Origin of the sequence: Streptococcus mitis, from assembly GCF_003942685.1 — a bacterium.
Lineage (GTDB): Bacteria > Bacillota > Bacilli > Lactobacillales > Streptococcaceae > Streptococcus > Streptococcus mitis_CD.
The window spans coordinates 1-24982 of record NZ_RJNR01000012.1 but is presented as its reverse complement, the minus strand read 5'-3'; the positions used below and the strand labels follow the sequence as shown (position 1 = coordinate 24982).

The window sequence follows — 24982 nt, the reverse complement described above, 5'->3', positions numbered from 1 at the left end:
AGGAGAATCCTTATGGGTAAACTATCCTCAATCCTTTTAGGAACCGTTTCAGGTGCAGCTCTTGCCTTGTTTTTAACAAGCGACAAGGGCAAACAAGTTTGCAGTCAGGCTCAAGATTTTCTAGATGATTTGAGAGAAGATCCTGAGTATGCCAAGGAGCAGGTCTGTGAAAAACTGACAGAAGTTAAGGAGCAGGCTACAGATTTTGTTCTTAAAACCAAAGAACAGGTTGAGTCAGGTGAAATCACTGTGGACAGTGTACTTGCTCAAGCCAAATCATGTGCTCGCCAAGCGACAGAAGCATCAAAAGATCGATTCAATAATCTCAAGGAGCAATGGCAAGAAAAGGCCGAAACTCTTGATGAATCAGAAGAGATTGTTATTGACATAACAGAAGAATAAACCATCACCATCTCTGGACGGACTATGTGTCTGGGGATGGTGATTTTTTTCTCGTAGCGTGTCTTTGTGGTATAATAAGTACTATGCAGAAAAAACCAACGTCAGCCTATGTGCACATCCCGTTTTGTACCCAGATTTGTTATTATTGTGACTTTTCAAAAGTTTTTATCAAGAATCAGCCGGTAGATAGTTATTTGGAACATCTGTTAGAAGAGTTTCAATCTTATGATATTCAAAAGTTGCGAACCCTCTATATCGGTGGTGGCACACCGACAGCTTTGTCAGCTTCGCAACTGGAGGTATTATTGAAGGGCTTGACTAAAAACTTGGACCTGTCTGTCTTAGAAGAGTTGACCATTGAAGCTAATCCAGGCGATTTGGATGCGGATAAGATTGCTGTTTTGAAGAACTCGGCTGTCAATCGTGTTTCGCTAGGCGTGCAGACCTTTGATGATAAGATGCTGAAAAAGATTGGGCGCAGTCATTTGGAGAAGGATATTTATGAAAATCTCGACCGTCTGAAACTGGCTGGTTTTGACAATATCTCAATCGATTTGATCTATGCACTGCCTGGTCAGACCATGGAGCAGGTCAAGGAAAATGTGGCTAAGGCCATTGGACTGGATATTCCCCACATGAGCCTTTATAGCTTGATTTTGGAAAATCATACGGTTTTTATGAACCGGATGCGACGAGGGAAATTGCCTCTGCCTAAGGAGGAACTGGAAGCGGAGATGTTTGAGTACATCATCGCGGAGTTGGAGCGGGCAGGTTTTGAGCATTATGAGATTTCCAATTTCTCCAAACCCGGTTTTGAAAGTCGCCACAATCTCATGTACTGGGACAATGCTGAATACTATGGCATCGGTGCTGGGGCATCTGGCTATGTCAATGGTGTTCGCTATAAAAACCACGGCCCGATTCGTCATTATCTCAGTGCAGTTGAGGAAGGCAACGCTCGCATCACAGAAGAGCACCTGAGTCAAAAGGAGCAAATGGAAGAAGAAATGTTCCTGGGGCTCCGCAAGAAATCAGGAGTCTCCATGGTGAGATTTGAGGAAAAATTTGGACGGTCTTTTGATGGACTTTATGGAGAAATTGTCAAGGACTTGGTTCAACAAGGTCTCATGCAAATAGAGGGGGATCGAGTTCGCATGACAAAGAGAGGTCTCTTTTTGGGAGACACCGTAGCAGAACGATTTATTTTGGAGTAGAACGATGGGTTTAACTTATCAAATGAAAATGAAAATTCCTTTTGATATGGCTGATATGAACGGTCATATCAAGCTTCCAGATGTGATTTTGTTATCCCTGCAAGTTTCAGGGATGCAGTCGATTGAGTTGGGAGTTAGTGATAAGGCCATTTTGGAAAACTATAATCTGGTCTGGATTATCACAGATTATGATATTGAGGTGGCTCGTTTGCCTCGTTTTGCGGAAGAAATTACCATCGAAACGGAAGCTTTGAGCTATAATCGACTTTTTTGCTACCGTCGCTTTACCATTTATGATGAAACGGGGCAGGAGCTCATTCACATGATGGCGACCTTTGTTCTCATGGACCGAGACAGTCGAAGAGTTCATGTTGTCGAGCCTGAGATTGTGGCTCCTTACCAGTCTGATTTTGATAAAAAACTTATCCGCGGGCCAAAGTATGAGTCCTTGAACGAATCAATCAGCAAGGATTACCATGTCCGTTTTTACGATTTGGATATGAATGGTCATGTCAATAACAGTAAATACTTGGACTGGATTTTTGAGGTCATGGGAGCGGATTTTTTGACCCAATATATTCCCAAGAAAATCAACCTCAAGTATGTCAAGGAAGTTCGACCAGGTGGAGTTATTACATCGGCTGTTGAACGGACTGGACTGGAAAGTAAGCATGAGATTACAAGTGACGGGGCTACCAATGCCCAAGCTATCATCACTTGGCAAGAAATGAAGAAGGATTAGAGAAAAATATGAAATATAAAGGCTATTTAATTGATTTAGACGGAACCATTTATAAAGGGAAAGACAGAATTCCAGCAGGAGAGGCTTTTGTCCATGAATTGCAAAAGCGAGACATTCCCTATCTCTTTGTGACCAACAATACAACCCGTACTCCTGAGAGTGTTCAGGAGATGTTGGCTCAGAATTTTAATATCGATACGCCCCTATCGACTGTCTACACAGCGACTTTGGCAACGATTGACTATATGAACGACTTGGGGCTTGAAAAGACCGTCTATGTCATCGGAGAAGCAGGGCTCAAGGAAGCCATCAAGGCAGCTGGTTATGTGGAAGACAAGGATAATCCTGCCTATGTGGTAGTAGGGCTGGACTGGCAGGTCGACTATGAAAAATTTGCGACAGCAACTCTGGCTATCCAAAAGGGTGCCCACTTTATCGGAACCAACCCTGACCTCAACATCCCGACAGAACGCGGTCTTTTGCCGGGTGCTGGTTCACTGATTACACTACTTGAAGTAGCGACACGAGTGAAGCCTGTTTATATTGGAAAACCAAATGCCATCATCATGGACAAGGCGGTTGAGCACTTAGGTTTGCAACGTGAAGAGTTGATTATGGTTGGAGATAACTATTTAACTGATATTCGAGCAGGGATTGACAATGGCATTCCAACGCTCTTGGTGACGACAGGTTTTACCAAGGCAGAAGAAGTAGCAACCCTACCAATCGCACCGACTCATGTGGTTTCTAGCCTTGCGGAGTGGAACTTTGATGAAAACTAAACTGACCTTTTGGGGCTCTATGCTCTTTCTCCTGTCCCTCTCAATCCTTCTGACTATTTATCTGGCTTGGATTTTCTATCCGCTGGAGATTCAGTGGCTGAATTTAACAGATCGAGTTTATCTAAAACCAGAAACCATTCAGTACAACTTTCATATCTTGATGGATTACCTGATCAATCCTTTTAGTCAGGACTTGCAGATGCCTGATTTTCGTTCGTCAGCAGCTGGTCTGCACCACTTTGCGGTGGTGAAGAATCTCTTTCACCTAGTTCAGATAGTAGCTCTAGTGACACTGCCAAGTTTCTATTTCTTTGTCAAAGGGATTGTGAAAAAGGGCTTTTTATCTTTATTCAGTAAGGGGATTTTGACTCTAGTAGTTTTGCCTTTGGTGATTGGTCTTGGGGGAGTTTTGATTGGTTTTGACCAATTTTTTACTCTTTTCCATCAAATTCTCTTTGTGGGAGATGATACCTGGCTTTTTGACCCAGCCAAGGATCCAGTTATTCTGATTTTGCCAGAGACCTTTTTCCTCCATGCCTTCCTCCTCTTTTTTGCCCTCTATGAAAGCTTCTTTGGTTTTCTGTACCTGAAAAGTCGTAGGAAGTAATACTAAAGATATTCTTATTTTGAGTAAATCAATTAGGTATGTGATTAGAAATGATTGTCAAGAGTGAATTAACTAAATCTACATTGCCTCAATCGTTCGCAAACAGTCTATTTTTCTTGAAAAAATAGGCTTTTTTTTCTAAAAATCCCTAGTCAAGCGCTTTATTTTTTTGTATAATAGAATTAGCAAAGTATAGATAAGAAGAGAAAAGCATGATTACACTATTTCTATCACCGAGCTGTACTTCATGTCGTAAGGCAAAGGCCTGGTTAGAAAAACATAAGGTGCCCTTTGAGGAGCACAATATTATGACCAGTCCCTTAACAAGAAAAGAATTGCAACATATTCTTTCCTTGACCGAAAATGGTACTGATGACATCATTTCAACTCGTTCAAAAATTTTTCAAAAATTAGATATTGATGTAGAGAGTATTTCGGTATCGGAATTGCTTCATTTGATTGAGCAGTATCCAAGTCTTTTGCGTCGTCCAATTATTATCGATGCCAAACGCATGCAAATCGGGTTTAATGAAGATGAGATTCGTGCTTTTCTCCCTCGTAGTTATCGTAAGCAAGAACTAAAAGAAGCAAGAATGAGAGCTGGTATTAGTTAATGAACAAACAGTATAGTTACCCACTAGATTTGTCGTGGAGCACTGAAGAACTTGCTTCAGTGCTTTCTTTTTTTAATGATGTTGAAGCTGCCTATGAAGGCAAGGTAGAGGCTAAAAAGTTACTGGACTCCTATAAGGGATTCAAAGCGGTCGTGCCAAGTAAGAGCGAAGAAAAACGTTTGGGACGAGAATTTGAAACAGTTAGTGGCTATTCGCTTTATCGAGCAGTTCAGGCTGCCAAGGAAAAAGGGGAAGGGAAGATTTCTCTTGGAAAGTAAATTTGAATTTGCCAAAGAGCTTGTTAAGAGAGCGGGCCAGTACATCCTTGACCATATGCAGGAAGACTTGCGTGTTGAAACCAAGTCCTCTCCAACAGATTTGGTGACCAAACTGGACAAGGAAGTTCAGGAGCTATTGGTTGGTGAGATTTTGTCTCGTTATCCTGAAGATAAGATTTGTGCTGAAGAAGGTTGTCTGCGAGCCTCGGTTCAAGAGGGCAAGGTTTGGGTTATTGATCCCATTGATGGGACCAATAATTTTGTCGCCCAGCAGGAAGATTTTGCTGTTATGATGGCTTATTTTGAAAATGGCCAGGGACAGTTTGGACTGATTTATGATGTGGTCAAAGGGGATTGTTATCACGGTGGTGGTAAGTTTCCGGTTTGTCGAAACGATAAGCCTCTAGCTCCTTTTAAACCAAAACTACTTGGAGATTTTCTCATTGCAGGGAATAGTGGTATGTTGGAAACCAACGAATGGGGGCTGGCTGATTTGGGTCGAGCGGTCCTCGGTGTACGTGTCTATGGGAGTGCGGCCATTAGTTTTGCTAAGATTTTGTCAGGGCATTTGTTGACCTATGTCACCTATCTGCAACCATGGGATTATGCTGCGGCTAGTATTTTAGGGGAAAGTCTGGGCTATCGGGTGGTGACCCTTTCTGGTGAAGCTCCTGATTTTCAAACCAGACAACTAGTCATGATGGTACCTCTTGAGATGCTGGAGGAAATTCAGTCCTATATTTACGAAAGGAAAAGAACTTAAATGCAATTTCCAGAAGGATTTGTTGAAAAATATGAAGAGATACTAGGAGATGAGGCAAGAGATTTTCTTGCCTCTTTTGAGGAGGAAGCGGTTTCGGCCTTTCGTATTAATCCTTTAAAAGAAGCGCCAGTTTCCTTTCCTGATGCTATTCCTCAAACTCCTTGGGGACATTATGGGAAGGTTTCAGGGAAATCGCCTGAGCATGCTACAGGTTTGGTTTATTCGCAAGAACCCGCTGCTCAGATGGTTGCTCAGGTAGCCCAGCCCAGTCCTGGTATGAAAGTCTTGGATTTGGCTGCTGCACCGGGTGGAAAATCAACTCAGCTGGCAGCCTATCTAGCAGGGGAGGGTCTCCTTGTTTCCAATGAAATTTCAAGCAAACGGGCTAAGATTTTAGTAGAAAACATGGAGCGCTTTGGAGCGACAAATGTCGTGGTGACCAATGAATCTGCTGACCGCTTGGCCAAGGTTTTTAAAGGCTATTTTGACCTCATTGTCCTTGATGCTCCTTGCTCTGGTGAAGGGATGTTTCGTAAGCAACCAGATGCTATGGACTATTGGAGCTTAGATTATCCGAGTCAATGTGCTAGTTTGCAAAGAGAAATTCTGGAAGATGCAGTAACCATGTTAGCTCAAGGTGGTCGTCTGGTTTATTCTACCTGTACCTGGGCACCCGAGGAAAACGAAGAGATTGTTAATTGGCTGCTGGAAGAGTATGATTTTGACTTGCTACCAGTAGAGCATATCAATGGAATGGTGGCTGGAATCGACCTGCCAGAAACGGCTCGGATGTACCCTCATCATTTTAAGGGAGAAGGTCAGTTTGTCGCCCATTTACAATTTAAAGGTGACAATCCAGCTCCTAAATGTAAGGCAAGTAAGAGCAATCTCAGCCGAGAACAAGTTGCCTTGTGGCAGGAATTTGCGCAAAAACATTTGCAGGTCAATCTAAGGGGGATTTTGCAGACTTTTGGGGATCAACTCTATCTTTTGCCAGAACTCTTGCCAGATTTAGGGAAACTCAAGATTGCTCGCAATGGACTGCATCTGGGCACTTTTAAGAAGAAACGCTTTGAGCCTAGTTTTGCTCTTGGTCTAGCCTTGAAACCGAGTCAGGTCAAGCAGTCGGTTGAAATTGACCAAGAGAAATTTGTAAAGTATGCGGCTGGAGAGACTGTCCAGCTGGCGGAAAGTCTGCCAAATGGTTGGTACCAAGTTTTGGTTCAAGGCAATGGTTTGGGCTTTGCTAAGGTGACTGGAAATGTTTTGAAAAATTATTTTCCAAAAGGCCTCAGATTCAAGTGAAAATGCTAGTCAAAGTAGCTTGTCTATGTTATAGTGGAAGTATGGATTTTTTCAAATTGTCTTTTATTTTAAGTCAAAATTTGTTGAGAAGGCAACTGAGCAAATTTCTAGTAAAACTAAGCTAGCAACTTCGGTTGGCTCCCAATTTTCAAAAGAAAAACATAAATAAATAGTTGAAAAAAATCATAGCATTCACCATTATTTTCAAGGAGAAAAACAGTGAAAAAAAGGAAAAAACTCGCTCTATCCCTTGCGGCTCTTTTGCTAGCAGGTTCTTTGGCGGGATGTGCTAGCTGGATTGATCGTGGAGAATCCATGACAGCTGTTGGCTCAACGGCTCTTCAGCCCTTGGTCGAAGCAGCAGCAGATGAATTTGGTTCTATGCACGTTGGAAAAACAGTCAACGTCCAAGGTGGAGGATCTGGTACAGGTTTGTCTCAGGTTCAATCTGGAGCTGTTGACGTAGGAAATTCAGACGTATTTGCCGAGGAAAAAGACGGTATCAACGCATCCGCTCTAGTGGACCATAAGGTAGCTGTAGCGGGCTTGGCAGTGATTGTAAACAAGGAAGTTGACGTTGAAAATCTGACAACTGAACAACTCCGTAGCATCTTCACAGGTCAAGTGACCAACTGGAAAGAATTCGGTGGGAAAGACCTAGCTATTTCGATTATTAACCGTGCGGCAAGTTCTGGTTCACGTGCAACCTTTGATAGTGTTATCATGGATGGTCAGTCTGCCGTGCAGAGTCAAGAACAGGATTCAAATGGGATGGTCAAAAACATTGTTTCCCAGACACCAGGAGCCATTTCTTACCTAGCCTTTGCCTATGTGGATGACTCGGTGAAACGCATGAAGTTGAATGGCTATGAACCGATTGCAGAAAATGTTACAACCAATAACTGGCCTTTGTGGTCTTATGAACACATGTACACCCTAGGTCAACCAAATGAATTGGTGGCAGAATTCCTCAACTTCGTCCTCTCAGATGAAGCGCAAAGCGGAATCGTTAAGGGAATGGGTTATATTTCTGTCAAGGAAATGAAGGTTGAAAAAGATGCTGTAGGAACGGTGACAGCACTAGAAGGGAGTCACTAATGAATCAAGAAGAATTAACTAAAAAATTACTTTCTCCCTCAAAGAACTCTCGTCTAGAGAAATTAGGAAAAGGCTTGACCTTTGCCTGTCTGTCTTTGATTGTTATCATTGTGGCCATGATTTTGATTTTCGTAGCCCAAAAAGGTTTGTCTACCTTCTTTGTAAATGGGGTCAATATCTTTGATTTCCTTTTTGGACAAACTTGGAATCCTTCAGGTAAACAATTTGGTGCCCTTCCTATGATTTTGGGTTCCTTTATTGTCACAATCCTATCAGCCCTTATCGCAACTCCTTTTGCCATTGGTGCGGCAGTCTTTATGACCGAAGTCTCACCAAAAGGTGCTAGAATCTTGCAACCAGCCATTGAATTGCTTGTCGGTATCCCTTCAGTCGTGTATGGATTTATTGGTTTGCAGGTCGTAGTTCCCTTTGTACGTAGTGTCTTTGGTGGAACTGGTTTTGGAATTTTGTCAGGAATTTTCGTTCTCTTTGTCATGATTTTACCGACGGTAACCTTTATGACAACTGATAGCTTGCGTGCGGTGCCTCGTCACTACCGCGAAGCTAGTTTGGCTATGGGAGCTACTCGTTGGCAAACCATCTGGCGCGTGACCTTGAAGGCAGCGCGTTCAGGGATTTTCACTGCAGTGGTCTTTGGGATGGCGCGTGCCTTTGGTGAGGCCTTGGCCATTCAGATGGTGGTCGGAAACTCAGCCGTTGTCCCAACTTCACTAACAACACCTGCTGCGACCTTAACCTCTGTCTTGACCATGGGTATCGGAAATACCGTTATGGGAACAGTTGACAATAACGTTCTTTGGTCATTGGCCTTAGTCTTGCTCTTGATGAGTTTGGCCTTCAACAGTGTGATTAAATTGATTACGAAAGAAAGAGGAAAGAAAAACTATGCACGCTAAGAAATTAGATAAAATTGCAACAGCTGTCCTCTACTCAATTGCAGGAATTATCGTTGCCATCTTGGCATCCTTGATTCTTTATATCTTGGTTCGTGGTTTGCCCCACATCTCTTGGTCTTTCTTGACTGGCAAATCATCTTCTTACCAAGCAGGCGGAGGGATTGGAATTCAGCTCTATAATTCCTTCTTCCTCTTGGTCATTACTTTGATTATCTCTGTGCCTTTATCTATGGGGGCTGGGATTTTCCTAGCTGAATATGCTAAAAAAGGTCCTGTGACTAACTTTGTCAGAACCTGTATTGAAATCTTGTCTTCTCTGCCATCAGTGGTTGTGGGTCTCTTTGGTTATTTGATCTTTGTAGTTCAGTTTGAGTATGGATTTTCAATCATTTCAGGTGCCTTGGCCTTGACAGTCTTTAACCTGCCTCAGATGACTCGTAATGTTGAAGACAGTTTGAAACACGTTCACCACACGCAACGTGAAGCTGGCCTAGCTCTTGGGATTTCTCGTTGGGAGACAGTGGTTCATGTGGTCATTCCAGAAGCCCTTCCAGGTATTGTGACTGGTGTCGTCTTGGCATCTGGTCGTATCTTTGGTGAGGCGGCTGCTCTTATCTATACAGCAGGACAATCCGCTCCAGCCCTTGACTGGTCTAACTGGAACATTCTCAGTGTAACCAGTCCAATCTCTATCTTCCGTCAAGCAGAAACCTTGGCTGTCCACATCTGGAAAGTCAATAGCGAAGGAACCATTCCAGATGGCACCATCGTATCAGCAGGTTCTGCGGCCGTGCTCCTCATCTTTATCCTCATCTTTAACTTTGGAGCACGTAAACTCGGAAGCTACCTACATAAGAAATTAACCGCTGCCTAAAGGAGAAGCCATGTCAAAATATAATTGGGATGAAAAGCATATCATCACCTTTCCTGAAGAGAAAGTGGCCCTCTCTACTAAGGATTTACATGTTTACTACGGTAAAAAAGAATCCATCAAGGGCATCGATATGCAATTTGAAAAAAATAAAATTACGGCCTTAATTGGCCCTTCTGGTTCAGGAAAATCAACCTACCTTCGCAGTCTTAACCGTATGAATGATACTATTGATATTGCCAAGGTAACAGGTCAAATTCTCTATCAAGGGATTGATGTTAACCGTCCAGAAATTAACGTCTACGAGATGCGTAAGCACATCGGAATGGTCTTCCAACGACCAAATCCTTTTGCCAAGTCTATCTACCGCAACATCACTTTTGCACATGAACGTGCAGGGGTTAAGGACAAGCAAGTCTTGGATGAAATTGTGGAAACCTCTCTTCGTCAAGCTGCCCTTTGGGACCAGGTAAAAGATGACCTTCATAAGTCAGCCTTGACCCTATCAGGTGGTCAGCAGCAACGTCTCTGTATCGCTCGTGCCATCTCTGTTAAACCAGATATCCTCTTGATGGATGAACCGGCGTCTGCATTGGATCCGATTGCGACAGCCCAACTGGAAGAAACCATGTTAGAATTGAAGAAGGACTTTACCATCATCATCGTGACCCACAGTATGCAGCAGGCTGCGCGTGCTAGTGACTACACAGGATTTTTCTACTTGGGTGACTTGATCGAGTACGATAAGACCTCTAATATTTTCCAAAATGCCAAACTACAGTCAACCAATGACTACGTAACAGGACACTTTGGATAGAAAGGAAACAGTATGACAGAAGCGATTTTACAGGTGTCAGACCTGTCCGTTTACTACAATCAAAAAAAGGCCTTGAATAGTGTTTCCCTATCTTTCCAACCTAAGGAAATTACAGCCTTGATTGGTCCATCTGGATCAGGGAAGTCAACCCTTCTCAAGGCTATCAACCGCATGGGGGATCTTAATCCAGAGGTGACTACAACTGGTTCAGTAGTTTATAACGGTCATAATATTTACAGTCCGCGTACAGATACAGTTGAATTGCGTAAAGAAATCGGTATGGTTTTCCAACAACCAAACCCTTTCCCTATGTCTATCTACGAAAATGTTGTTTATGGGCTTCGTATCAATGGAGTTAAGGATAAGCAGGTTCTGGATGAAGCAGTAGAAAAAGCCTTGCAACGAGCATCTATCTGGGATGAGGTCAAGGATCGCCTGCATGATTCAGCTATCGGACTTTCAGGTGGACAACAGCAACGTGTTTGCGTTGCCCGTGTTTTGGCAACTAGTCCTAAAATCATTCTCTTGGATGAACCGACTTCAGCCTTGGACCCTATCTCGGCTGGTAAGATTGAAGAAACCTTGTATGGTCTAAAAGATAAATATACCATGCTCTTGGTTACGCGTTCTATGCAACAAGCCTCTCGTATTTCTGACAAGACAGGATTTTTCCTAGATGGAGATTTAATCGAGTTTAACGATACCAAGAAGATGTTCCTCAACCCACAACATAAGGAAACAGAAGACTATATTTCAGGAAAATTTGGATAAGGAGATAAATGATGTTACGTTCTCAATTTGAGGAAGATTTAGAGAAATTGCACAACCAGTTCTATGCTATGGGACAAGAAGTGCTATCCCAAATCAATCGTACAGTGCGTGCCTTTGTTACGCATGACCGTGATTTGGCCAAAGAAGTCATTGAAGACGATGCAGAAGTAAACGAATACGAGGTGAAATTGGAGAAGAAATCATTTGAAATGATTGCCCTCCAACAACCCGTTTCTCAGGACTTGCGTACAGTTCTAACCGTCTTGAAAGCCGTATCTGACTTGGAACGTATGGGGGACCATGCCGTTTCCATTGCAAGAGCAGCCATTCGTATGAAGGGAGAGCAACGCATCCCAGCTGTTGAAGAAGAAATTAAGAGAATGGGGCGTGATGTCAAGAACTTCGTTGAAGCAGCCCTTGAACTCTATCTCAATGGTTCAGTAGATCAGGCCTATGAAGTAGCAGCAATGGACGAAAAAATCAACCATTACTTTGATAGCATTCGTGACTTGGCTACAGAAGAAATCAAGAAAAATCCAGATGCCATCGTTACAGGTCGTGATTATTTCCAAGTGATTGCCTTCTTGGAACGCATTGGAGACTATGCCAAAAATATCTGTGAATGGGTTGTTTACTTTGAAACAGGTAAGATTGTCGAACTATAAAATAGTTTCATTCTGTATAAAAAGGAGCTTGAAATCAATTGATAGCTCCTTTTTTGAATGAAAAAAATATTTTTAAGATAAAAATTCAAAAAACACTTGACAAGCAACTTGGATAGCGTTATAATTATACAAAATTAACAGAGAGGTTGTTTATTTATGAAATCAAAAAAATGGATATTTGTTTTATGTAGCTTTCTTGCAAGTTTCTTCTTAGTGGCTTGCCAGTCGGGTTCTAATGGTTCTCAGTCAGCTGTTGAGGCCATTAAGCAAAAGGGGAAATTAGTTGTGGCGACTAGTCCTGACTATGCACCCTTTGAATTCCAATCCTTGGTTGACGGGAAAAATCAGGTAGTTGGTGCGGATATTGATATGGCCCAAGCTATCGCTGATGAACTTGGAGTGAAGTTGGAAATCTCAAGCATGAGTTTTGACAATGTCTTGACCAGTCTTCAAACAGGTAAGGCTGACCTAGCGGTTGCGGGAATTAGCGCTACTGACGAGAGAAAAGAAGTCTTTGATTTTTCAATTCCTTACTATGAAAACAAGATTAGTTTCTTGGTTCGTAAGTCTGATGTAGAAAAATACAAGGATTTAACTAGCCTTGAAAGTGCTAATATTGCAGCCCAAAAAGGGACTGTTCCAGAATCAATGGTCAAGGAACAATTGCCAAAAGCGCAATTGACTTCCCTAACTAATATGGGTGAAGCTGTCAATGAATTGCAGGCTGGAAAAGTAGATGCTGTTCATATGGATGAGCCTGTTGCCCTTAGCTATGCTGCTAAAAATGCAGACTTAGCTGTCGCAACTGTCAGCTTGAAGATGAAGGACGGCGAAGCTAATGCAGTTGCCCTTAGAAAAAATAGTGCTGATTTGAAAGAAGTGGTGGACAAGGTCATCCAAAAACTCAAGGATGACGGTACCTACCAAAAATATCTTGAAAAGGCGGCAACCTTAACAGAAGTTGAAGAATAATACTCAATGAAAATCAAAGAGCAAACTAGGAAGCTAGCCGCAAGCTGTACTTGAGTACGGTAAGGCGACGCTGACGTGGTTTGAAGAGATTTTCGAAGAGTATAAGAAAAAAGCAGAGTTGGAAGTCAATCCAATTCTGCTTTTAAATAGTTTAAAACCTTTTCCAGATTTTCTAAGGATACCTTGGCAAATTGATAAGGGCAGGCATCCAAGTAAGCCTCCTCAAAGAAGTCCAATTTCAGCTGACTGTGTTTTAGGCTGGCGATTTTAGGATACTGTCTGAGGTCTAGCAATAAACCATCATGAAGCGGAAAGTGAGGAAGGGGACAAGGTGTTTTAGTTAAGATTTCCTCGATTTGTTTTTGGTAAGTTTCCTGATTGGACAAGCGAGCCAGACGATTTTTCTCAAATAATTGACTGTCAATATAGAGTGATAAGGCCTTTTGCATGATGAGGTTGCTGTCGTAGTCTAGGATATTTTTGTAGGCCACAAAGGCTTCTTTGATAGCATTTGGCAGAATGAGTGCCGTAATCCGCAGGGCTGGAAAGAGGCTGGTTGAGAAGGACTTGATATAAATGACGCGCTCCTCTGTATCTAGATAGTGGAAGGTCTGGCCCTTCTTGGAGTCCAAATCCCCCAAATAGTCGTCCTCTACGATATAAACACCATACTTGGCAGCTAAGTCAAGAATAGCTCGTTTTTCCTGCTCTGAATAGGAATGCCCCAGAGGATAGTGAAAACGAGGAATGGTATAGAAAAACTTAATTTTTCCAGTCTTGAAGTGGCCTTCCAGCTCTTCCAAGTCAATCCCATCAATGCCTCGTTCAATCGTTTGATAGTCCAGACCTTGAGCAATCAAGAGGCGATTCATCCGATGGTAGGTCGGCTGTTCCACCAAGATTTCCTTGGCTTGGCTAGGAAAGGATATTTGAGAAAGAATAAACAAGGCTTGTTGGGTTCCAGAAGTCAGTACCAGTTGGTCCGCCTTGCAGTAGAGAGCTTGGTCAAAGAGGAGTTTATGAATGGATTGTCTTAGGTCTTCTAAACCTTCTTGATTTTCATAGTAGTTGAAGAGGTAGTTTTCTCGGCCAATCAAGGTTTCATTGACACAGAGTCGGAAATCGTCATAGGCGCTGGCATGTTCGTCGGTAACCTCGATTTCTAGGTCCTGGTGTTGCCCTTGTTCTAGGACATAGTAGCCACTCTGGGGCTTGGCATAGAGATATTGTTCGTGCCGTAATTCCAGCAGGGCTCGTTGGACAGTATCCTTGCTACAGTTGAAGTCAAGGCTCAGTTGACGGATAGAAGGCAGGCGGCTTCCCGTCGGAAATCGTCCAGACTCGATACCATTTTTTAGATAGGAAACGACCTCTTGGTACTTGCTTTGTTTCTTCATTCCAGACCTCCCTTGATTTTGTTACATTGTACCCTTTTTTTTCTTTCTTGGCAATGTCTAGAGTATTTCTCTCGTTCACATCTAGGGGCAAATGTGGTATACTTAGGAGTAACATTTATAGAATAACAGACAAGAAAGTGAATGGATAAGAACGTGCAGGAACCAGTGAAATTATTTCAATACAATACCCTTGGAGCCTTGATGGCTGGCCTTTATGGTGGTACCATGACAGTGGGAGAATTGCTAGAGCATGGTGATCTTGGTTTGGGAACCTTGGATTCTATTGATGGGGAATTGATTGTCTTAGATGGCAAGGCTTATCAGGCCAAAGGATCAGGAGAGCAACCAGAAATTGTAGAGGTGTCACCAGATGCCCTCATTCCTTATGCTGCAGTGGTACCGCATCAGGCAGAGGTTATTTTTCGACAACGGTTTGAGATGACAGACAAGGAATTAGAAGAGCGAATTGAGTCTTATTATGACGGAGAAAATCTTTTCCGCTCTATCAAGATTCGGGGGGAATTTTCACATATGCATGTGCGCATGATTCCCAAGTCGACACCAGATACCAAGTTTGCTGATGTCGCAACCCATCAACCGGAATATAGTCGTGATAATGTGGCGGGGACCATCGTTGGTTTCTGGACGCCAGAGATTTTCCATGGGGTTAGTGTGGCAGGCTACCATCTGCACTTCATTTCAGATGATTTGACCTTCGGTGGTCATGTCATGGACTTTGTCATCAAGGAAGGCATTATTGAGGTGGGAGCTGTTGACCAATTGGATCAACGTTTCCCAGTCCAAGACCGTCAATACTTGTTTGCTAAGTTCAATGTTGACGAGATGAAAAAAGATATTGAAAAGGCAGAATAGGAGACGAAAATGAACATTCATATTATCATTACCATGTTGCTGTTGCTGGCTTTCTTGATAGGAAGCGTTTGGTATGCCAAAAAGAAATACCAGATCAATCTAGCTGTTTTGGGATTAGGGGCCGTAGCCTTCTTTGTCTCTTCACAGATTTTGGAAAAACTGGTGCATATCTTAGTTTTGCATCCTCAAAAAGACGGTAGTATTGCCCTCTTACAAGACCATCCGCTTGTCTATATCATCTATGGCCTAGCCATGGCAGCATTTTTTGAGGAAACTGCTCGTCTTATTTTCTTCAAATGGTTGGAGAAAAAGAGAAGTTTGGAAAAGGCAGATGCCTTGGCTTATGGATTGGGGCATGGTGGCTTGGAGTTGATTTTCCTAGGTCTTACTAGTTTGATTAATCTCTACATCGTTCTCTCAGCAGTTCAAACTCAGAATCCACAGGTCATGCAATTGCTGTCTGAAAATATGTTAAAAACCATTCAGTCACTTTCTGTCTGGCAGATTTATTTGCTTGGTTTTGAACGGATTCTGGCTCTAGGTTTCCAATTGCTTTTGACTGTTTGGGTTTACCAAGCTGTTCGCCAGAAGAAATGGATTTATCTCCTAGCAGCCTATGGCCTACATGCCTTCTTTGACCTGGCACCATCTCTAGCCCAAGTTGGCTGGCTTACAAGTCCAGTCTTAGTTGAAGTCATTCTACTAGTTGAACTGATCCTAGTTGCCTATGGAACCAAGGCTATCTTTTGCAAAAAATCATAAGAAAAAGGGGGAAACCTCTTTTTTTGTTTAAAATAAGCCCAAGATTTTTTTAGGGTCGTCAAATGGTCTTAAAAATGGTATAATGGAATGAATTTTGTAAAAGGAAGAGTGTCATGTCAGTAAAAGAAAACATGCTTGAAATCTTAGAAGGGATTGATATCCGTTTCAAAGAACCCTTGCATAGCTATAGTTATACAAAAGTAGGTGGAGAGGCCGATTATTTGGTCTTTCCACGAAATCGTTTTGAGTTGGCGCGCGTTGTCAAATTTGCCAATCAAGAAAATATCCCTTGGATGGTTCTTGGAAATGCCAGCAATATCATCGTTCGTGATGGTGGAATTCGTGGATTTGTCATCTTGTGTGACAAGCTCAATAATGTTTCTGTTGATGGCTATACCATCGAAGCTGAAGCTGGTGCTAACTTGATTGAAACAACACGCATTGCCCTTCGTCATAGTTTGACTGGTTTTGAGTTTGCTTGTGGCATTCCGGGGAGCGTCGGCGGTGCTGTCTTTATGAATGCAGGTGCCTATGGTGGCGAGATTGCCCACATCTTGCAGTCTTGTAAGGTCTTGACCAAGGATGGAGAAATCGAGACCCTGTCTGCCAAAGATTTGGCTTTTGGGTACCGCCATTCAGCCATTCAAGAGTCTGGTGCAGTTGTCTTGTCAGCTAAATTTGCCCTTGCTCCAGGAAGCCATCAGGTTATCAAGCAAGAAATGGATCGTTTGACGCATCTACGTGAACTCAAGCAACCTTTAGAATACCCATCTTGTGGTTCGGTCTTTAAGCGTCCAGTAGGTCATTTTGCAGGTCAATTAATTTCAGAAGCTGGCTTGAAAGGCTATCGTGTCGGTGGCGTAGAAGTGTCAGAAAAACACGCAGGATTTATGATCAATGTTGCTGACGGAACGGCTAAAGACTACGAGGACTTGATTGAGTCTGTTATCGAAAAAGTCAAGGAACACTCTGGCGTCACTCTTGAGAGAGAAGTCCGTATTTTAGGTGAAAGCAAGTAGGAAGCTGTAGTTGAAAAGCTGCTACTATGTCATGGAAAGGGGGTGAAAGCCTATCGTTAGTGCAGAAGAATGTAGGCAGTTCAATCTCCTACACGAGGTAGTAGCGGCCTGACAGAGCCCTGATCTGTTAATCTATGAAAAAGAAGGAATAAATGACAATTGAAAAAACCAATTATTGAATTCAAAAACGTCTCAAAAGTTTTTGAAGACAGCAACACCAAGGTTCTCAAAGACATCAACTTTGAGTTGGAAGAAGGGAAATTCTACACTCTTTTAGGCGCATCTGGTTCAGGGAAATCAACCATCCTAAACATCATTGCAGGTTTACTGGATGCGACGACAGGAGATATTTTGCTGGACGGTGTCCGCATCAACGACATCCCAACCAACAAGCGAGACGTCCATACGGTCTTCCAATCCTATGCCTTGTTTCCACATATGAATGTGTTTGAAAATGTTGCCTTTCCGCTTCGCTTGCGTAAAATTGACAAGAAAGAAATCGAGAAACGCGTAGCGGAAGTTCTCAAGATGGTTCAGTTGGAAGGTTACGAAAAACGTTCCATTCGTAAACTCTCTGGAGGACAACGTCAGCGTGTGGCTATTGCCCGTGCCATTATCAACCAACCCCGTGTGGTTTTGTTGGACGAGCCTTTGTCAGCGTTGGACTTAAAATTACGAACAGATATGCAGTACGAACTGCGTGAACTGCAACAACGATTGGGCATTACCTTTGTCTTTGTTACTCACGATCAGGAAGAAGCCCTTGCCATGAGTGACTGGATTTTCGTTATGAATGATGGGGAGATTGTTCAGTCTGGAACACCAGTAGATATCTACGATGAGCCAATCAACCACTTTGTTGCCACCTTTATCGGTGAGTCAAATATCTTGCCAGGTACCATGATTGAGGACTACTTGGTTGAGTTTAACGGTAAACGCTTTGAAGCGGTCGATGGTGGGATGAAGCCAAATGAGCCTGTGGAGGTTGTGATTCGTCCAGAGGACTTGCGCATTACCCTTCCTGAAGAAGGCAAGCTCCAAGTTAAGGTCGATACCCAGCTCTTCCGCGGGGTTCACTATGAAATCATCGCCTATGACGAACTTGGAAATGAATGGATGATCCACTCGACTCGTAAGGCCATCGTGGGTGAGGAAATCGGTCTGGACTTTGAACCGGAAGACATCCATATCATGCGTCTCAACGAAACCGAAGAAGAGTTTGATGCTCGTATTGAGGAGTACGTAGAAATCGAAGAGCAAGAAGCAGGTCTGATCAATGCAATCGAGGAGGAAAGAGATGAAGAAAACAAGCTCTAAACTCTTTGTAGTGCCCTACATGATCTGGATTGCCCTCTTTGTCCTCGCACCCTTGGTCTTGATTTTCGGACAATCCTTTTTTAATATTGAAGGCCAGTTTAGTTTAGAAAATTATAAATCTTACTTTGCGTCACAAAACTTGACCTACCTAAAAATGAGTTTCAACTCTGTACTCTATGCGGGGATTGTGACCATGGTGACGCTTCTCATCAGCTATCCAACAGCCCTCTTTTTGACCCGTCTCAAGCACCGTCAACTCTGGCTCATGCTGATTATCCTGCCAACCTGGATCAATTTGCTCCTCAAGGCTTATGCTTTTATCGGGATTTTTGGTCAGAATGGCTCTATTAACCAATTTTTGGAATTTATCGGAATCGGTTCACAGCAATTGCTCTTTACCGATTTCTCCTTTATCTTTGTCGCAAGCTATATTGAGCTTCCCTTTATGATTTTGCCAATCTTCAATGTCTTGGATGATATGGACAATAATCTCATCAATGCCAGCTATGACCTGGGTGCGACCAAGTGGGAGACCTTCCGTCATGTCATCTTCCCTCTTTCTATGAACGGCGTGCGAAGTGGAGTTCAGTCGGTCTTTATTCCAAGCTTGAGTCTCTTCATGCTGACCCGTTTGATTGGTGGGAACCGCGTTATCACCTTGGGGACTGCCATTGAGCAGAACTTCCTGACCAATGACAACTACGGTATGGGTTCAACCATCGGTGTGATTCTCATCTTGACCATGTTCATCACCATGTGGGTGACCAAGGAAAGGAGAGAACGATGAAAAAATTTGCCAATCTATATCTGGGACTGGTCTTTCTTGTCCTCTACCTGCCGATTTTTTACTTGATTGGCTACGCCTTTAATGCAGGCAACGACATGAATAGCTTTACAGGCTTTAGTTTGAGCCATTTTAAAACCATGTTTGGCGATGGTCGCCTCATGTTGATTGTGACTCAGACCTTTTTCTTGGCCTTCCTGTCAGCCTTGATTGCGACCATTATCGGGACTTTTGGTGCCATTTATATTTACCAATCTCGTAAGAAATACCAAGAAGCCTTTCTTTCACTTAATAATATCCTCATGGTTGCGCCTGATGTTATGATTGGTGCCAGCTTCTTGATTCTCTTTACCCAACTCAAGTTTTCACTTGGCTTTTTGACCGTTCTTTCTAGTCACGTGGCCTTCTCCATTCCTATCGTGGTCTTGATGGTCTTGCCTCGTCTTAAGGAAATGAATAGCGATATGATTCATGCTGCCTATGACCTTGGTGCCAGTCAATTTCAGATGTTCAAGGAAATCATGCTTCCTTACCTGACTCCGTCTATCATTGCTGGTTACTTCATGGCCTTCACCTATTCGCTAGATGACTTTGCTGTGACATTCTTTGTAACGGGAAATGGCTTTTCAACCCTGTCAGTCGAGATTTACTCTCGTGCTCGTAAGGGAATTTCGCTAGAAATCAATGCCCTGTCTGCCCTCGTCTTTCTCTTTAGTATTATCCTAGTTGTTGGATATTACTTTATCTCACGTGAGAAGGAGGAGCAAGCATGAAAAAACTCTATTCATTTTTAGCAGGAATTGTAGCGATTATCCTCGTCTTATGGGGAATTGCGACGCATCTAGACAGTAAAATCAATAGCCGAGATAGTCAAAAACTGGTTATCTATAACTGGGGTGACTATATCGATCCAGAACTCTTGGAGAAATTCACAGAAGAAACAGGAATCCAAGTACAGTACGAGACCTTTGATTCCAACGAAGCCATGTACACCAAGATTAAGCAGGGTGGAACGACCTACGATATTGCCATTCCTAGTGAATACATGATTAATAAGATGAAGGACGAAGACCTCTTGGTACCTCTTGACTATTCAAAACTTGAAGGTCTTGAAAATATCGGGCCAGAGTTCCTCAACCAGTCCTTTGACCCAGGCAATAAATTCTCTATCCCTTACTTCTGGGGAACCTTAGGAATTGTCTACAATGAAACCATGGTAGAGGAAGCACCTGAGCATTGGGATGATCTCTGGAAGCCAGAGTATAAAAACTCTATCATGCTCTTTGATGGGGCGCGTGAGGTATTGGGACTAGGACTCAATTCGCTCGGCTACAGCCTCAACTCCAAGGATACCCAGCAGTTAGAAGAGACAGTAGACAAACTCTACAAACTGACTCCAAATATCAAGGCTATTGTGGCGGACGAGATGAAGGGCTACATGATTCAGAATAACGCTGCTATCGGCGTGACCTTCTCTGGTGAAGCCAGCCAAATGCTAGAAAAAAATGAAAATCTACGCTATGTGGTACCAACTGAGGCCAGCAACCTTTGGTTTGACAATATGGTCATTCCCAAAACAGTTAAAAACCAAGATGCCGCCTATGCCTTTATCAACTTTATGTTGAAACCCGAAAATGCTCTTAAAAATGCGGAGTATGTCGGTTATTCAACTCCAAACCTACCAGCTAAGGAATTACTCCCAGAGGAGAAAAAAGAAGATAAAGCCTTCTATCCAGATGCTGAAACCATGAAACACTTAGAAGTTTATGAGAAATTTGACCATAAATGGACAGGAAAATATAGCGACCTCTTCCTACAGTTTAAAATGTATCGGAAGTAGTAGTTAGCAGTCACGAAACGAATCAGTCAAGCTGGTTCGTTTTTTTTATGTAAAAGGCAATTTTTGTAATTGTATGTTTTTCTATGATAGTTGCTTATTTGCTTGCCTAGTAGTATACTAAGTTTAACATTACAGAAAGCGGTAACAAATAATGAAAGTGTCTACTTTTTTCAAAAAAAGTTTCTGGCCAACCTTCTTGACTGTTCAGCAAACTGTTATACTATTCTCTCTAAAGGATGGTTTGGATCGACAATACCTAACAACTGATTCCATACATTTGGTGATAGGGTTCTTTATATTTGCAAATATTTGAGTAGCTATATTTAGCAATTCGAAAACTTGGGATAAAAAGAAAAATGGCAGTAAGACAAAATATATCCAGAAAAAGTAATCGGAGATGTAGGGAATTGGTCTGATTCAATGGAGATGATTTCCAGTTGACGCAAGCTTAAAAAAACGTTATAATAAGAAAGTTGAGAATTGATTTTCAGTAGTCTTAGTCCAGAGAAATGGCGGTGCTGCGAGCCATCTAAGCTAGGAAGTCATGCTACTCAATCATACAATTGCATAAGAATAAGAGAATGACAAGTTCATTGAATGAAGGTGGTACCGCGGTTTTTCGCCCTTCGTGATATGAGCTTGTCTTTTGATTTTTGGAGGTGTTGATGAAAACATTTCTTGTCAAACAAAAGTTTCGTCTTGGAGGCGAACGCTTCGCTATCAAGGATGACAGGGGAGAAATCGCCTATCAGGTAGAGGGATCATTTTTTAAGATTCCTAAAACCATTACCATCTATGATGCTAATGGTGAACAGGTCAGTCGGATCAGTAAAGAAATCTTGACCTTGCTTCCTCGTTTTGAGATTCAGCTTCGGGATGGCTCGAGTTTTGTCATTCGTAAGAAGTTGACCTTCTGGCGAGATAAGTATGAGTTTGATAATCTGGGGCTTCGTATCGAGGGCAATATCTGGGATTTGAATTTCAAACTACTGGATGATCGCGATCAGTTGATCGCGGAAATCAGGAAAGAACTCTTCCATCTGACCTCTACTTATAACGTAACAGTCCTTGAGGACGCTTATGCAGACCTAGTCATTTCCCTCTGTGTCGCGATTGACTATGTGGAAATGCTGGAAAGCCAATCACATTAAACAAGTAAATAAGGAGACAATATGAAACAACTATCTAGTGCACAAGTACGCCAAATGTGGCTTGATTTCTGGGCGACCAAAGGTCACTCTGTAGAACCATCAGTAAGTTTGGTTCCTGTAAATGACCCAACACTTTTGTGGATCAATTCTGGAGTAGCAACCCTTAAGAAATATTTTGACGGGACCATCATTCCTGAAAATCCACGTATTACAAATGCCCAAAAGGCTATCCGTACCAACGACATCGAAAACGTAGGGAAGACAGCACGTCACCATACTATGTTTGAAATGTTGGGGAACTTCTCTATCGGAGATTACTTCCGTGACGAAGCTATCACTTGGGCTTATGAGCTTTTGACCAGCCCAGAATGGTTTGACTTCCCTGCTGAAAAACTTTACATGACTTACTATCCAGACGATAAAGATTCTTACAACCGCTGGATTGAAGTGGGAGTGGATCCAAGTCACTTGATTCCAATTGAGGACAACTTCTGGGAAATCGGTGCGGGACCTTCTGGACCAGATACAGAGATTTTCTTTGACCGAGGAGAAGCTTTTGACCCAGAAAATATAGGTCTTCGCCTTCTTGCAGAAGATATCGAAAACGACCGTTACATTGAAATCTGGAACATCGTTTTGTCACAATTTAACGCAGATCCTGCTGTTCCTCGTAGCGAATACAAGGAATTGCCACACAAGAACATTGATACGGGCGCTGGTTTGGAGCGTTTGGTGGCCGTTATCCAAGGGGCTAAGACCAACTTTGAAACGGACCTCTTCATGCCAATCATTCGTGAAGTGGAGAAATTGTCTGGTAAGGTTTATGACCAAGATGGCGACAACATGAGCTTTAAGGTCATCGCAGACCACATCCGTTCCCTTTCATTTGCCATCGGTGATGGTGCCCTTCCAGGAAATGAAGGTCGTGGTTATGTCCTTCGTCGTCTTCTCCGTCGTGCTTCTATGCATGGTCAAAAATTGGGAATCAACGAGCCTTTCCTTTACAAACTCGTTCCAACTGTTGGAAAAATTATGGAAAGCTACTATCCAGAAGTGCTTGAAAAACGTGACTTTATTGAGAAAATCGTTAAGAGTGAAGAAGAGTCATTTGCCCGTACCCTTCACTCAGGTCAACACTTTGCCCAAGGCATCGTAGCTGACTTGAAAGAAAAAGGTCAATCTGTTATCGCTGGTTCAGATGTCTTCAAACTTTACGACACTTACGGATTCCCAGTTGAATTGACTGAAGAAATCGCTGAAGAAGCTGGTATGACTGTAGACCGTGAAGGTTTTGAAGCAGCCATGAAAGAACAGCAAGAGCGTGCGCGTGCGTCAGCTGTCAAGGGTGGCTCAATGGGTATGCAAAATGAAACCCTTCAAAACATCACTGTAGAAAGTGTCTTCAACTACAATGCTAGCCAATTATCTTCTAAATTGGTGGCTATCGTGGCTGATAATGCAGAGGTAGAAGCTGTATCAGAAGGAACTGCCTCACTTATCTTTGCGGAAACGCCATTCTATGCTGAAATGGGTGGACAGGTCGCTGACCACGGACAAATCTTGGATGAGTCAGGTAAGGTTGTGGCTACTGTGACAAATGTTCAAAAAGCACCAAACGGACAAGCTCTTCACACTGTTGACGTCCTTGCACCGCTTGCCTTAAACCAAGAATATACCTTGGCAATTGATACCAATCGTCGTCACCGTGTTATGAAAAACCACACTGCGACTCACTTGCTTCACGCTGCCCTTCATAATATCCTTGGAAACCACGCAACACAAGCAGGATCTCTTAACGAAGTTGAATTCCTTCGCTTTGACTTTACCCACTTCCAAGCTGTAACTGCTGAAGAATTGCGTGCGATTGAACAGCAAGTTAATGAGAAAATCTGGGAAGCTCTTGAAGTGAAGACAGTTGAAACGGATATTGACACTGCCAAGGAAATGGGAGCTATGGCTCTCTTTGGTGAGAAATACGGTAAAGAAGTCCGTGTTGTTACTATCGGTGACTACTCTATCGAGCTTTGTGGTGGTACCCACGTTGGCAATACTTCTGAAATTGGTCTCTTCAAGATTGTCAAAGAAGAAGGGATTGGTTCAGGAACTCGCCGTATCTTGGCAGTGACTGGTAAGGAAGCCTTTGAAGCTTATCGTGAACAAGAGGATGCTCTTAAAGCTGTCGCAGCAACCTTGAAAGCACCTCAAGTCAAGGAAGTCCCTCACAAAGTAGAAGGACTTCAAGAACAACTTCGTCAATTGCAAAAAGAAAATGCTGAATTGAAAGAAAAAGCCGCAGCTGCAGCCGCAGGCGACATCTTCAAGGATGTTAAGGAAGTCAATGGTCACCGTTACATTGCTAGTCAAGTTTCTGTATCAGATGCAGGTGCCCTTCGTACCTTTGCGGACAACTGGAAACAAAAAGACTACTCTGATCTTCTTGTCCTAGTTGCCGCTATCGGTGACAAAGTCAATGTCCTTGTAGCAAGCAAGGCAAAAGACCTTCATGCAGGAAACCTTGTCAAAGAATTGGCACCAATCGTCGATGGACGTGGTGGTGGTAAACCAGACATGGCCATGGCAGGAGGAAGCAATCAATCTAAAATCCAAGAATTGTTGGATGCAGTAGCAGGTAAATTGTAATCAAACAAAGATCTATCCATTTGGGTAGGTCTTTGTTTTCTAAAGTTCTTTGTCAATCATTTTAAATTGATGAGATGAAGAGATATGATATATAGTTAGATTGTAATTCATGTCTTTGATTTAAAGTTGAATATTTTGCAATGTTATATATTACTGAGATTAGTAAATATAATTTCTCTTCTAATTTGAAAAAACAGCAAAAGGATGTTATAATGAAATCGGTTTCTTAAGTAATAATATATTTCAAAAATATATTAGAGAAAAGGTTATAGTGTTACTATTAGAATGAAGGACACAGTGTTGTGTATAGAACATTTTATAGTAACAATATAAAATAGCAAAGATGCTTGGACTTTTAGTTAGATTTAGGACATTTAGGAC

General features: G+C 42.5%; 26 protein-coding genes and 1 pseudogene. 26 read left to right on the top strand and 1 reads right to left on the bottom strand.

The window, feature by feature from the left end:
- The first annotated feature begins 12 nt into the window (after positions 1–12).
- The 16 genes from D8855_RS08130 (at position 13) to D8855_RS08055 (ending at position 12818) form a co-directional block, all read left to right on the top strand.
- Positions 13–402 (top strand): YtxH domain-containing protein, encoded by a 390-nt coding sequence (locus D8855_RS08130; protein WP_000517381.1) that lies wholly within the window; start codon positions 13–15, stop codon positions 400–402.
- An 83-nt stretch (positions 403–485) separates the two neighbouring features.
- On the top strand, positions 486–1616 hold the full coding sequence (gene hemW, locus D8855_RS08125; protein ID WP_125416908.1) for a radical SAM family heme chaperone HemW: 1131 nt from the start codon (positions 486–488) through the stop codon (positions 1614–1616).
- A gap of 4 nt (positions 1617–1620) precedes the next feature.
- The gene (locus D8855_RS08120; RefSeq protein WP_125416906.1) at positions 1621–2358 is read left to right on the top strand and encodes an acyl-[acyl-carrier-protein] thioesterase; all 738 of its coding nucleotides are present in this window, start codon (positions 1621–1623) and stop codon (positions 2356–2358) included.
- A gap of 8 nt (positions 2359–2366) precedes the next feature.
- Positions 2367–3140 (top strand): TIGR01457 family HAD-type hydrolase, encoded by a 774-nt coding sequence (locus D8855_RS08115; protein ID WP_125416904.1) that lies wholly within the window; start codon positions 2367–2369, stop codon positions 3138–3140.
- Positions 3130–3747 (top strand): TIGR01906 family membrane protein, encoded by a 618-nt coding sequence (locus D8855_RS08110; protein ID WP_125416902.1) that lies wholly within the window; start codon positions 3130–3132, stop codon positions 3745–3747. The genes D8855_RS08115 and D8855_RS08110 overlap by 11 nt, the downstream gene beginning before the upstream one ends.
- 212 nt (positions 3748–3959) lie before the next feature.
- Complete coding sequence (locus D8855_RS08105) at positions 3960–4361, top strand: Spx/MgsR family RNA polymerase-binding regulatory protein (protein WP_000631254.1); 402 nt, start codon at positions 3960–3962, stop codon at positions 4359–4361.
- Complete coding sequence (locus D8855_RS08100; protein ID WP_001041974.1) at positions 4361–4639, top strand: UPF0223 family protein; 279 nt, start codon at positions 4361–4363, stop codon at positions 4637–4639. Before D8855_RS08105 ends, D8855_RS08100 begins: the two co-directional genes overlap by 1 nt.
- Positions 4629–5402 carry an inositol monophosphatase family protein gene (locus D8855_RS08095; protein WP_125416900.1) on the top strand — a complete coding sequence of 258 codons (774 nt, stop codon included), beginning with the start codon at positions 4629–4631 and terminating at the stop codon, positions 5400–5402. The genes D8855_RS08100 and D8855_RS08095 overlap by 11 nt, the downstream gene beginning before the upstream one ends.
- Entirely contained in the window at positions 5403–6707 is a 1305-nt protein-coding gene (locus tag D8855_RS08090) for an RsmF rRNA methyltransferase first C-terminal domain-containing protein (protein ID WP_125416898.1), read from the top strand.
- A 219-nt stretch (positions 6708–6926) separates the two neighbouring features.
- A complete protein-coding gene (locus tag D8855_RS08085; protein WP_125416896.1) occupies positions 6927–7805 on the top strand; it encodes a phosphate ABC transporter substrate-binding protein PstS family protein in 879 nt (292 codons plus the stop codon).
- The gene (pstC, locus tag D8855_RS08080) at positions 7805–8722 is read left to right on the top strand and encodes a phosphate ABC transporter permease subunit PstC (RefSeq protein ID WP_125416894.1); all 918 of its coding nucleotides are present in this window, start codon (positions 7805–7807) and stop codon (positions 8720–8722) included. Before D8855_RS08085 ends, pstC begins: the two co-directional genes overlap by 1 nt.
- Positions 8712–9596 carry a phosphate ABC transporter permease PstA gene (pstA, locus tag D8855_RS08075; RefSeq protein WP_000543046.1) on the top strand — a complete coding sequence of 295 codons (885 nt, stop codon included), beginning with the start codon at positions 8712–8714 and terminating at the stop codon, positions 9594–9596. The genes pstC and pstA overlap by 11 nt, the downstream gene beginning before the upstream one ends.
- A 10-nt stretch (positions 9597–9606) precedes the next feature.
- Positions 9607–10410, top strand: a complete 804-nt coding sequence (gene pstB, locus D8855_RS08070; protein WP_020900241.1) for a phosphate ABC transporter ATP-binding protein PstB — start codon at positions 9607–9609, stop codon at positions 10408–10410.
- A gap of 12 nt (positions 10411–10422) precedes the next feature.
- Entirely contained in the window at positions 10423–11181 is a 759-nt protein-coding gene (pstB, locus tag D8855_RS08065) for a phosphate ABC transporter ATP-binding protein PstB (RefSeq protein ID WP_000133484.1), read from the top strand.
- Positions 11182–11192: 11 nt separating this feature from the next.
- Complete coding sequence (gene phoU / locus D8855_RS08060; protein ID WP_000946460.1) at positions 11193–11846, top strand: phosphate signaling complex protein PhoU; 654 nt, start codon at positions 11193–11195, stop codon at positions 11844–11846.
- Positions 11847–12002: 156 nt separating this feature from the next.
- Positions 12003–12818 (top strand): ABC transporter substrate-binding protein, encoded by an 816-nt coding sequence (locus D8855_RS08055; RefSeq protein ID WP_049541117.1) that lies wholly within the window; start codon positions 12003–12005, stop codon positions 12816–12818.
- Between the two features lie 125 nt (positions 12819–12943).
- Here the strand turns inward: D8855_RS08055 and D8855_RS08050 are convergent, their stop codons facing one another.
- Positions 12944–14215: an aminotransferase-like domain-containing protein gene (locus D8855_RS08050; protein WP_125416892.1), complete on the bottom strand. Its 1272-nt coding sequence runs from the start codon at positions 14213–14215 to the stop codon at positions 12944–12946.
- Positions 14216–14356: 141 nt separating this feature from the next.
- Here D8855_RS08050 and budA point away from each other — a divergent pair, with 141 nt between their 5' ends.
- From budA to alaS, 10 genes and pseudogenes are all read left to right on the top strand, one after another.
- A complete protein-coding gene (budA, locus tag D8855_RS08045; RefSeq protein WP_000360311.1) occupies positions 14357–15088 on the top strand; it encodes an acetolactate decarboxylase in 732 nt (243 codons plus the stop codon).
- A 9-nt stretch (positions 15089–15097) separates the two neighbouring features.
- Positions 15098–15850, top strand: coding sequence for a YhfC family intramembrane metalloprotease (locus D8855_RS08040; protein WP_125416890.1), 753 nt, complete (start codon positions 15098–15100; stop codon positions 15848–15850).
- 113 nt (positions 15851–15963) lie between these two features.
- A complete protein-coding gene (gene murB, locus D8855_RS08035) occupies positions 15964–16869 on the top strand; it encodes a UDP-N-acetylmuramate dehydrogenase (protein WP_070527051.1) in 906 nt (301 codons plus the stop codon).
- A 159-nt stretch (positions 16870–17028) separates the two neighbouring features.
- Positions 17029–18186 carry an ABC transporter ATP-binding protein gene (locus tag D8855_RS08030; protein WP_000742895.1) on the top strand — a complete coding sequence of 386 codons (1158 nt, stop codon included), beginning with the start codon at positions 17029–17031 and terminating at the stop codon, positions 18184–18186.
- Positions 18167–18973: an ABC transporter permease gene (locus tag D8855_RS08025; RefSeq protein ID WP_125416888.1), complete on the top strand. Its 807-nt coding sequence runs from the start codon at positions 18167–18169 to the stop codon at positions 18971–18973. The genes D8855_RS08030 and D8855_RS08025 overlap by 20 nt, the downstream gene beginning before the upstream one ends.
- The gene (locus tag D8855_RS08020; protein ID WP_084927379.1) at positions 18970–19743 is read left to right on the top strand and encodes an ABC transporter permease; all 774 of its coding nucleotides are present in this window, start codon (positions 18970–18972) and stop codon (positions 19741–19743) included. The genes D8855_RS08025 and D8855_RS08020 overlap by 4 nt, the downstream gene beginning before the upstream one ends.
- Complete coding sequence (locus D8855_RS08015) at positions 19740–20810, top strand: ABC transporter substrate-binding protein (RefSeq protein ID WP_061590278.1); 1071 nt, start codon at positions 19740–19742, stop codon at positions 20808–20810. The genes D8855_RS08020 and D8855_RS08015 overlap by 4 nt, the downstream gene beginning before the upstream one ends.
- A gap of 151 nt (positions 20811–20961) precedes the next feature.
- Positions 20962–21201, top strand: a pseudogene (locus D8855_RS08010) (hypothetical protein).
- A gap of 274 nt (positions 21202–21475) precedes the next feature.
- Positions 21476–21961: an LURP-one-related/scramblase family protein gene (locus D8855_RS08005; RefSeq protein WP_125416886.1), complete on the top strand. Its 486-nt coding sequence runs from the start codon at positions 21476–21478 to the stop codon at positions 21959–21961.
- Between the two features lie 21 nt (positions 21962–21982).
- Positions 21983–24601 carry an alanine--tRNA ligase gene (gene alaS / locus D8855_RS08000; protein WP_125416884.1) on the top strand — a complete coding sequence of 873 codons (2619 nt, stop codon included), beginning with the start codon at positions 21983–21985 and terminating at the stop codon, positions 24599–24601.
- The last annotated feature ends 381 nt before the right edge of the window (positions 24602–24982 follow it).

Bases quoted from the DNA above. Each gene is read 5' to 3' on its own strand.
- D8855_RS08130 (WP_000517381.1), top strand. From the start codon at position 13: ATGGGTAAACTATCCTCAATCCTTTTAGGAACCGTTTCAGGTGCAGCT.
- hemW (WP_125416908.1), top strand. From the start codon at position 486: ATGCAGAAAAAACCAACGTCAGCCTATGTGCACATCCCGTTTTGTACC.
- D8855_RS08120 (WP_125416906.1), top strand. From the start codon at position 1,621: ATGGGTTTAACTTATCAAATGAAAATGAAAATTCCTTTTGATATGGCT.
- D8855_RS08115 (WP_125416904.1), top strand. From the start codon at position 2,367: ATGAAATATAAAGGCTATTTAATTGATTTAGACGGAACCATTTATAAA.
- D8855_RS08110 (WP_125416902.1), top strand. From the start codon at position 3,130: ATGAAAACTAAACTGACCTTTTGGGGCTCTATGCTCTTTCTCCTGTCC.
- D8855_RS08105 (WP_000631254.1), top strand. From the start codon at position 3,960: ATGATTACACTATTTCTATCACCGAGCTGTACTTCATGTCGTAAGGCA.
- D8855_RS08100 (WP_001041974.1), top strand. From the start codon at position 4,361: ATGAACAAACAGTATAGTTACCCACTAGATTTGTCGTGGAGCACTGAA.
- D8855_RS08090 (WP_125416898.1), top strand. From the start codon at position 5,403: ATGCAATTTCCAGAAGGATTTGTTGAAAAATATGAAGAGATACTAGGA.
- pstC (WP_125416894.1), top strand. From the start codon at position 7,805: ATGAATCAAGAAGAATTAACTAAAAAATTACTTTCTCCCTCAAAGAAC.
- pstA (WP_000543046.1), top strand. From the start codon at position 8,712: ATGCACGCTAAGAAATTAGATAAAATTGCAACAGCTGTCCTCTACTCA.
- pstB (WP_020900241.1), top strand. From the start codon at position 9,607: ATGTCAAAATATAATTGGGATGAAAAGCATATCATCACCTTTCCTGAA.
- pstB (WP_000133484.1), top strand. From the start codon at position 10,423: ATGACAGAAGCGATTTTACAGGTGTCAGACCTGTCCGTTTACTACAAT.
- phoU (WP_000946460.1), top strand. From the start codon at position 11,193: ATGTTACGTTCTCAATTTGAGGAAGATTTAGAGAAATTGCACAACCAG.
- D8855_RS08055 (WP_049541117.1), top strand. From the start codon at position 12,003: ATGAAATCAAAAAAATGGATATTTGTTTTATGTAGCTTTCTTGCAAGT.
- D8855_RS08050 (WP_125416892.1), bottom strand. From the start codon at position 14,215: ATGAAGAAACAAAGCAAGTACCAAGAGGTCGTTTCCTATCTAAAAAAT.
- budA (WP_000360311.1), top strand. From the start codon at position 14,357: ATGGATAAGAACGTGCAGGAACCAGTGAAATTATTTCAATACAATACC.
- D8855_RS08040 (WP_125416890.1), top strand. From the start codon at position 15,098: ATGAACATTCATATTATCATTACCATGTTGCTGTTGCTGGCTTTCTTG.
- murB (WP_070527051.1), top strand. From the start codon at position 15,964: ATGTCAGTAAAAGAAAACATGCTTGAAATCTTAGAAGGGATTGATATC.
- D8855_RS08025 (WP_125416888.1), top strand. From the start codon at position 18,167: ATGAAGAAAACAAGCTCTAAACTCTTTGTAGTGCCCTACATGATCTGG.
- D8855_RS08020 (WP_084927379.1), top strand. From the start codon at position 18,970: ATGAAAAAATTTGCCAATCTATATCTGGGACTGGTCTTTCTTGTCCTC.
- D8855_RS08015 (WP_061590278.1), top strand. From the start codon at position 19,740: ATGAAAAAACTCTATTCATTTTTAGCAGGAATTGTAGCGATTATCCTC.
- D8855_RS08005 (WP_125416886.1), top strand. From the start codon at position 21,476: ATGAAAACATTTCTTGTCAAACAAAAGTTTCGTCTTGGAGGCGAACGC.
- alaS (WP_125416884.1), top strand. From the start codon at position 21,983: ATGAAACAACTATCTAGTGCACAAGTACGCCAAATGTGGCTTGATTTC.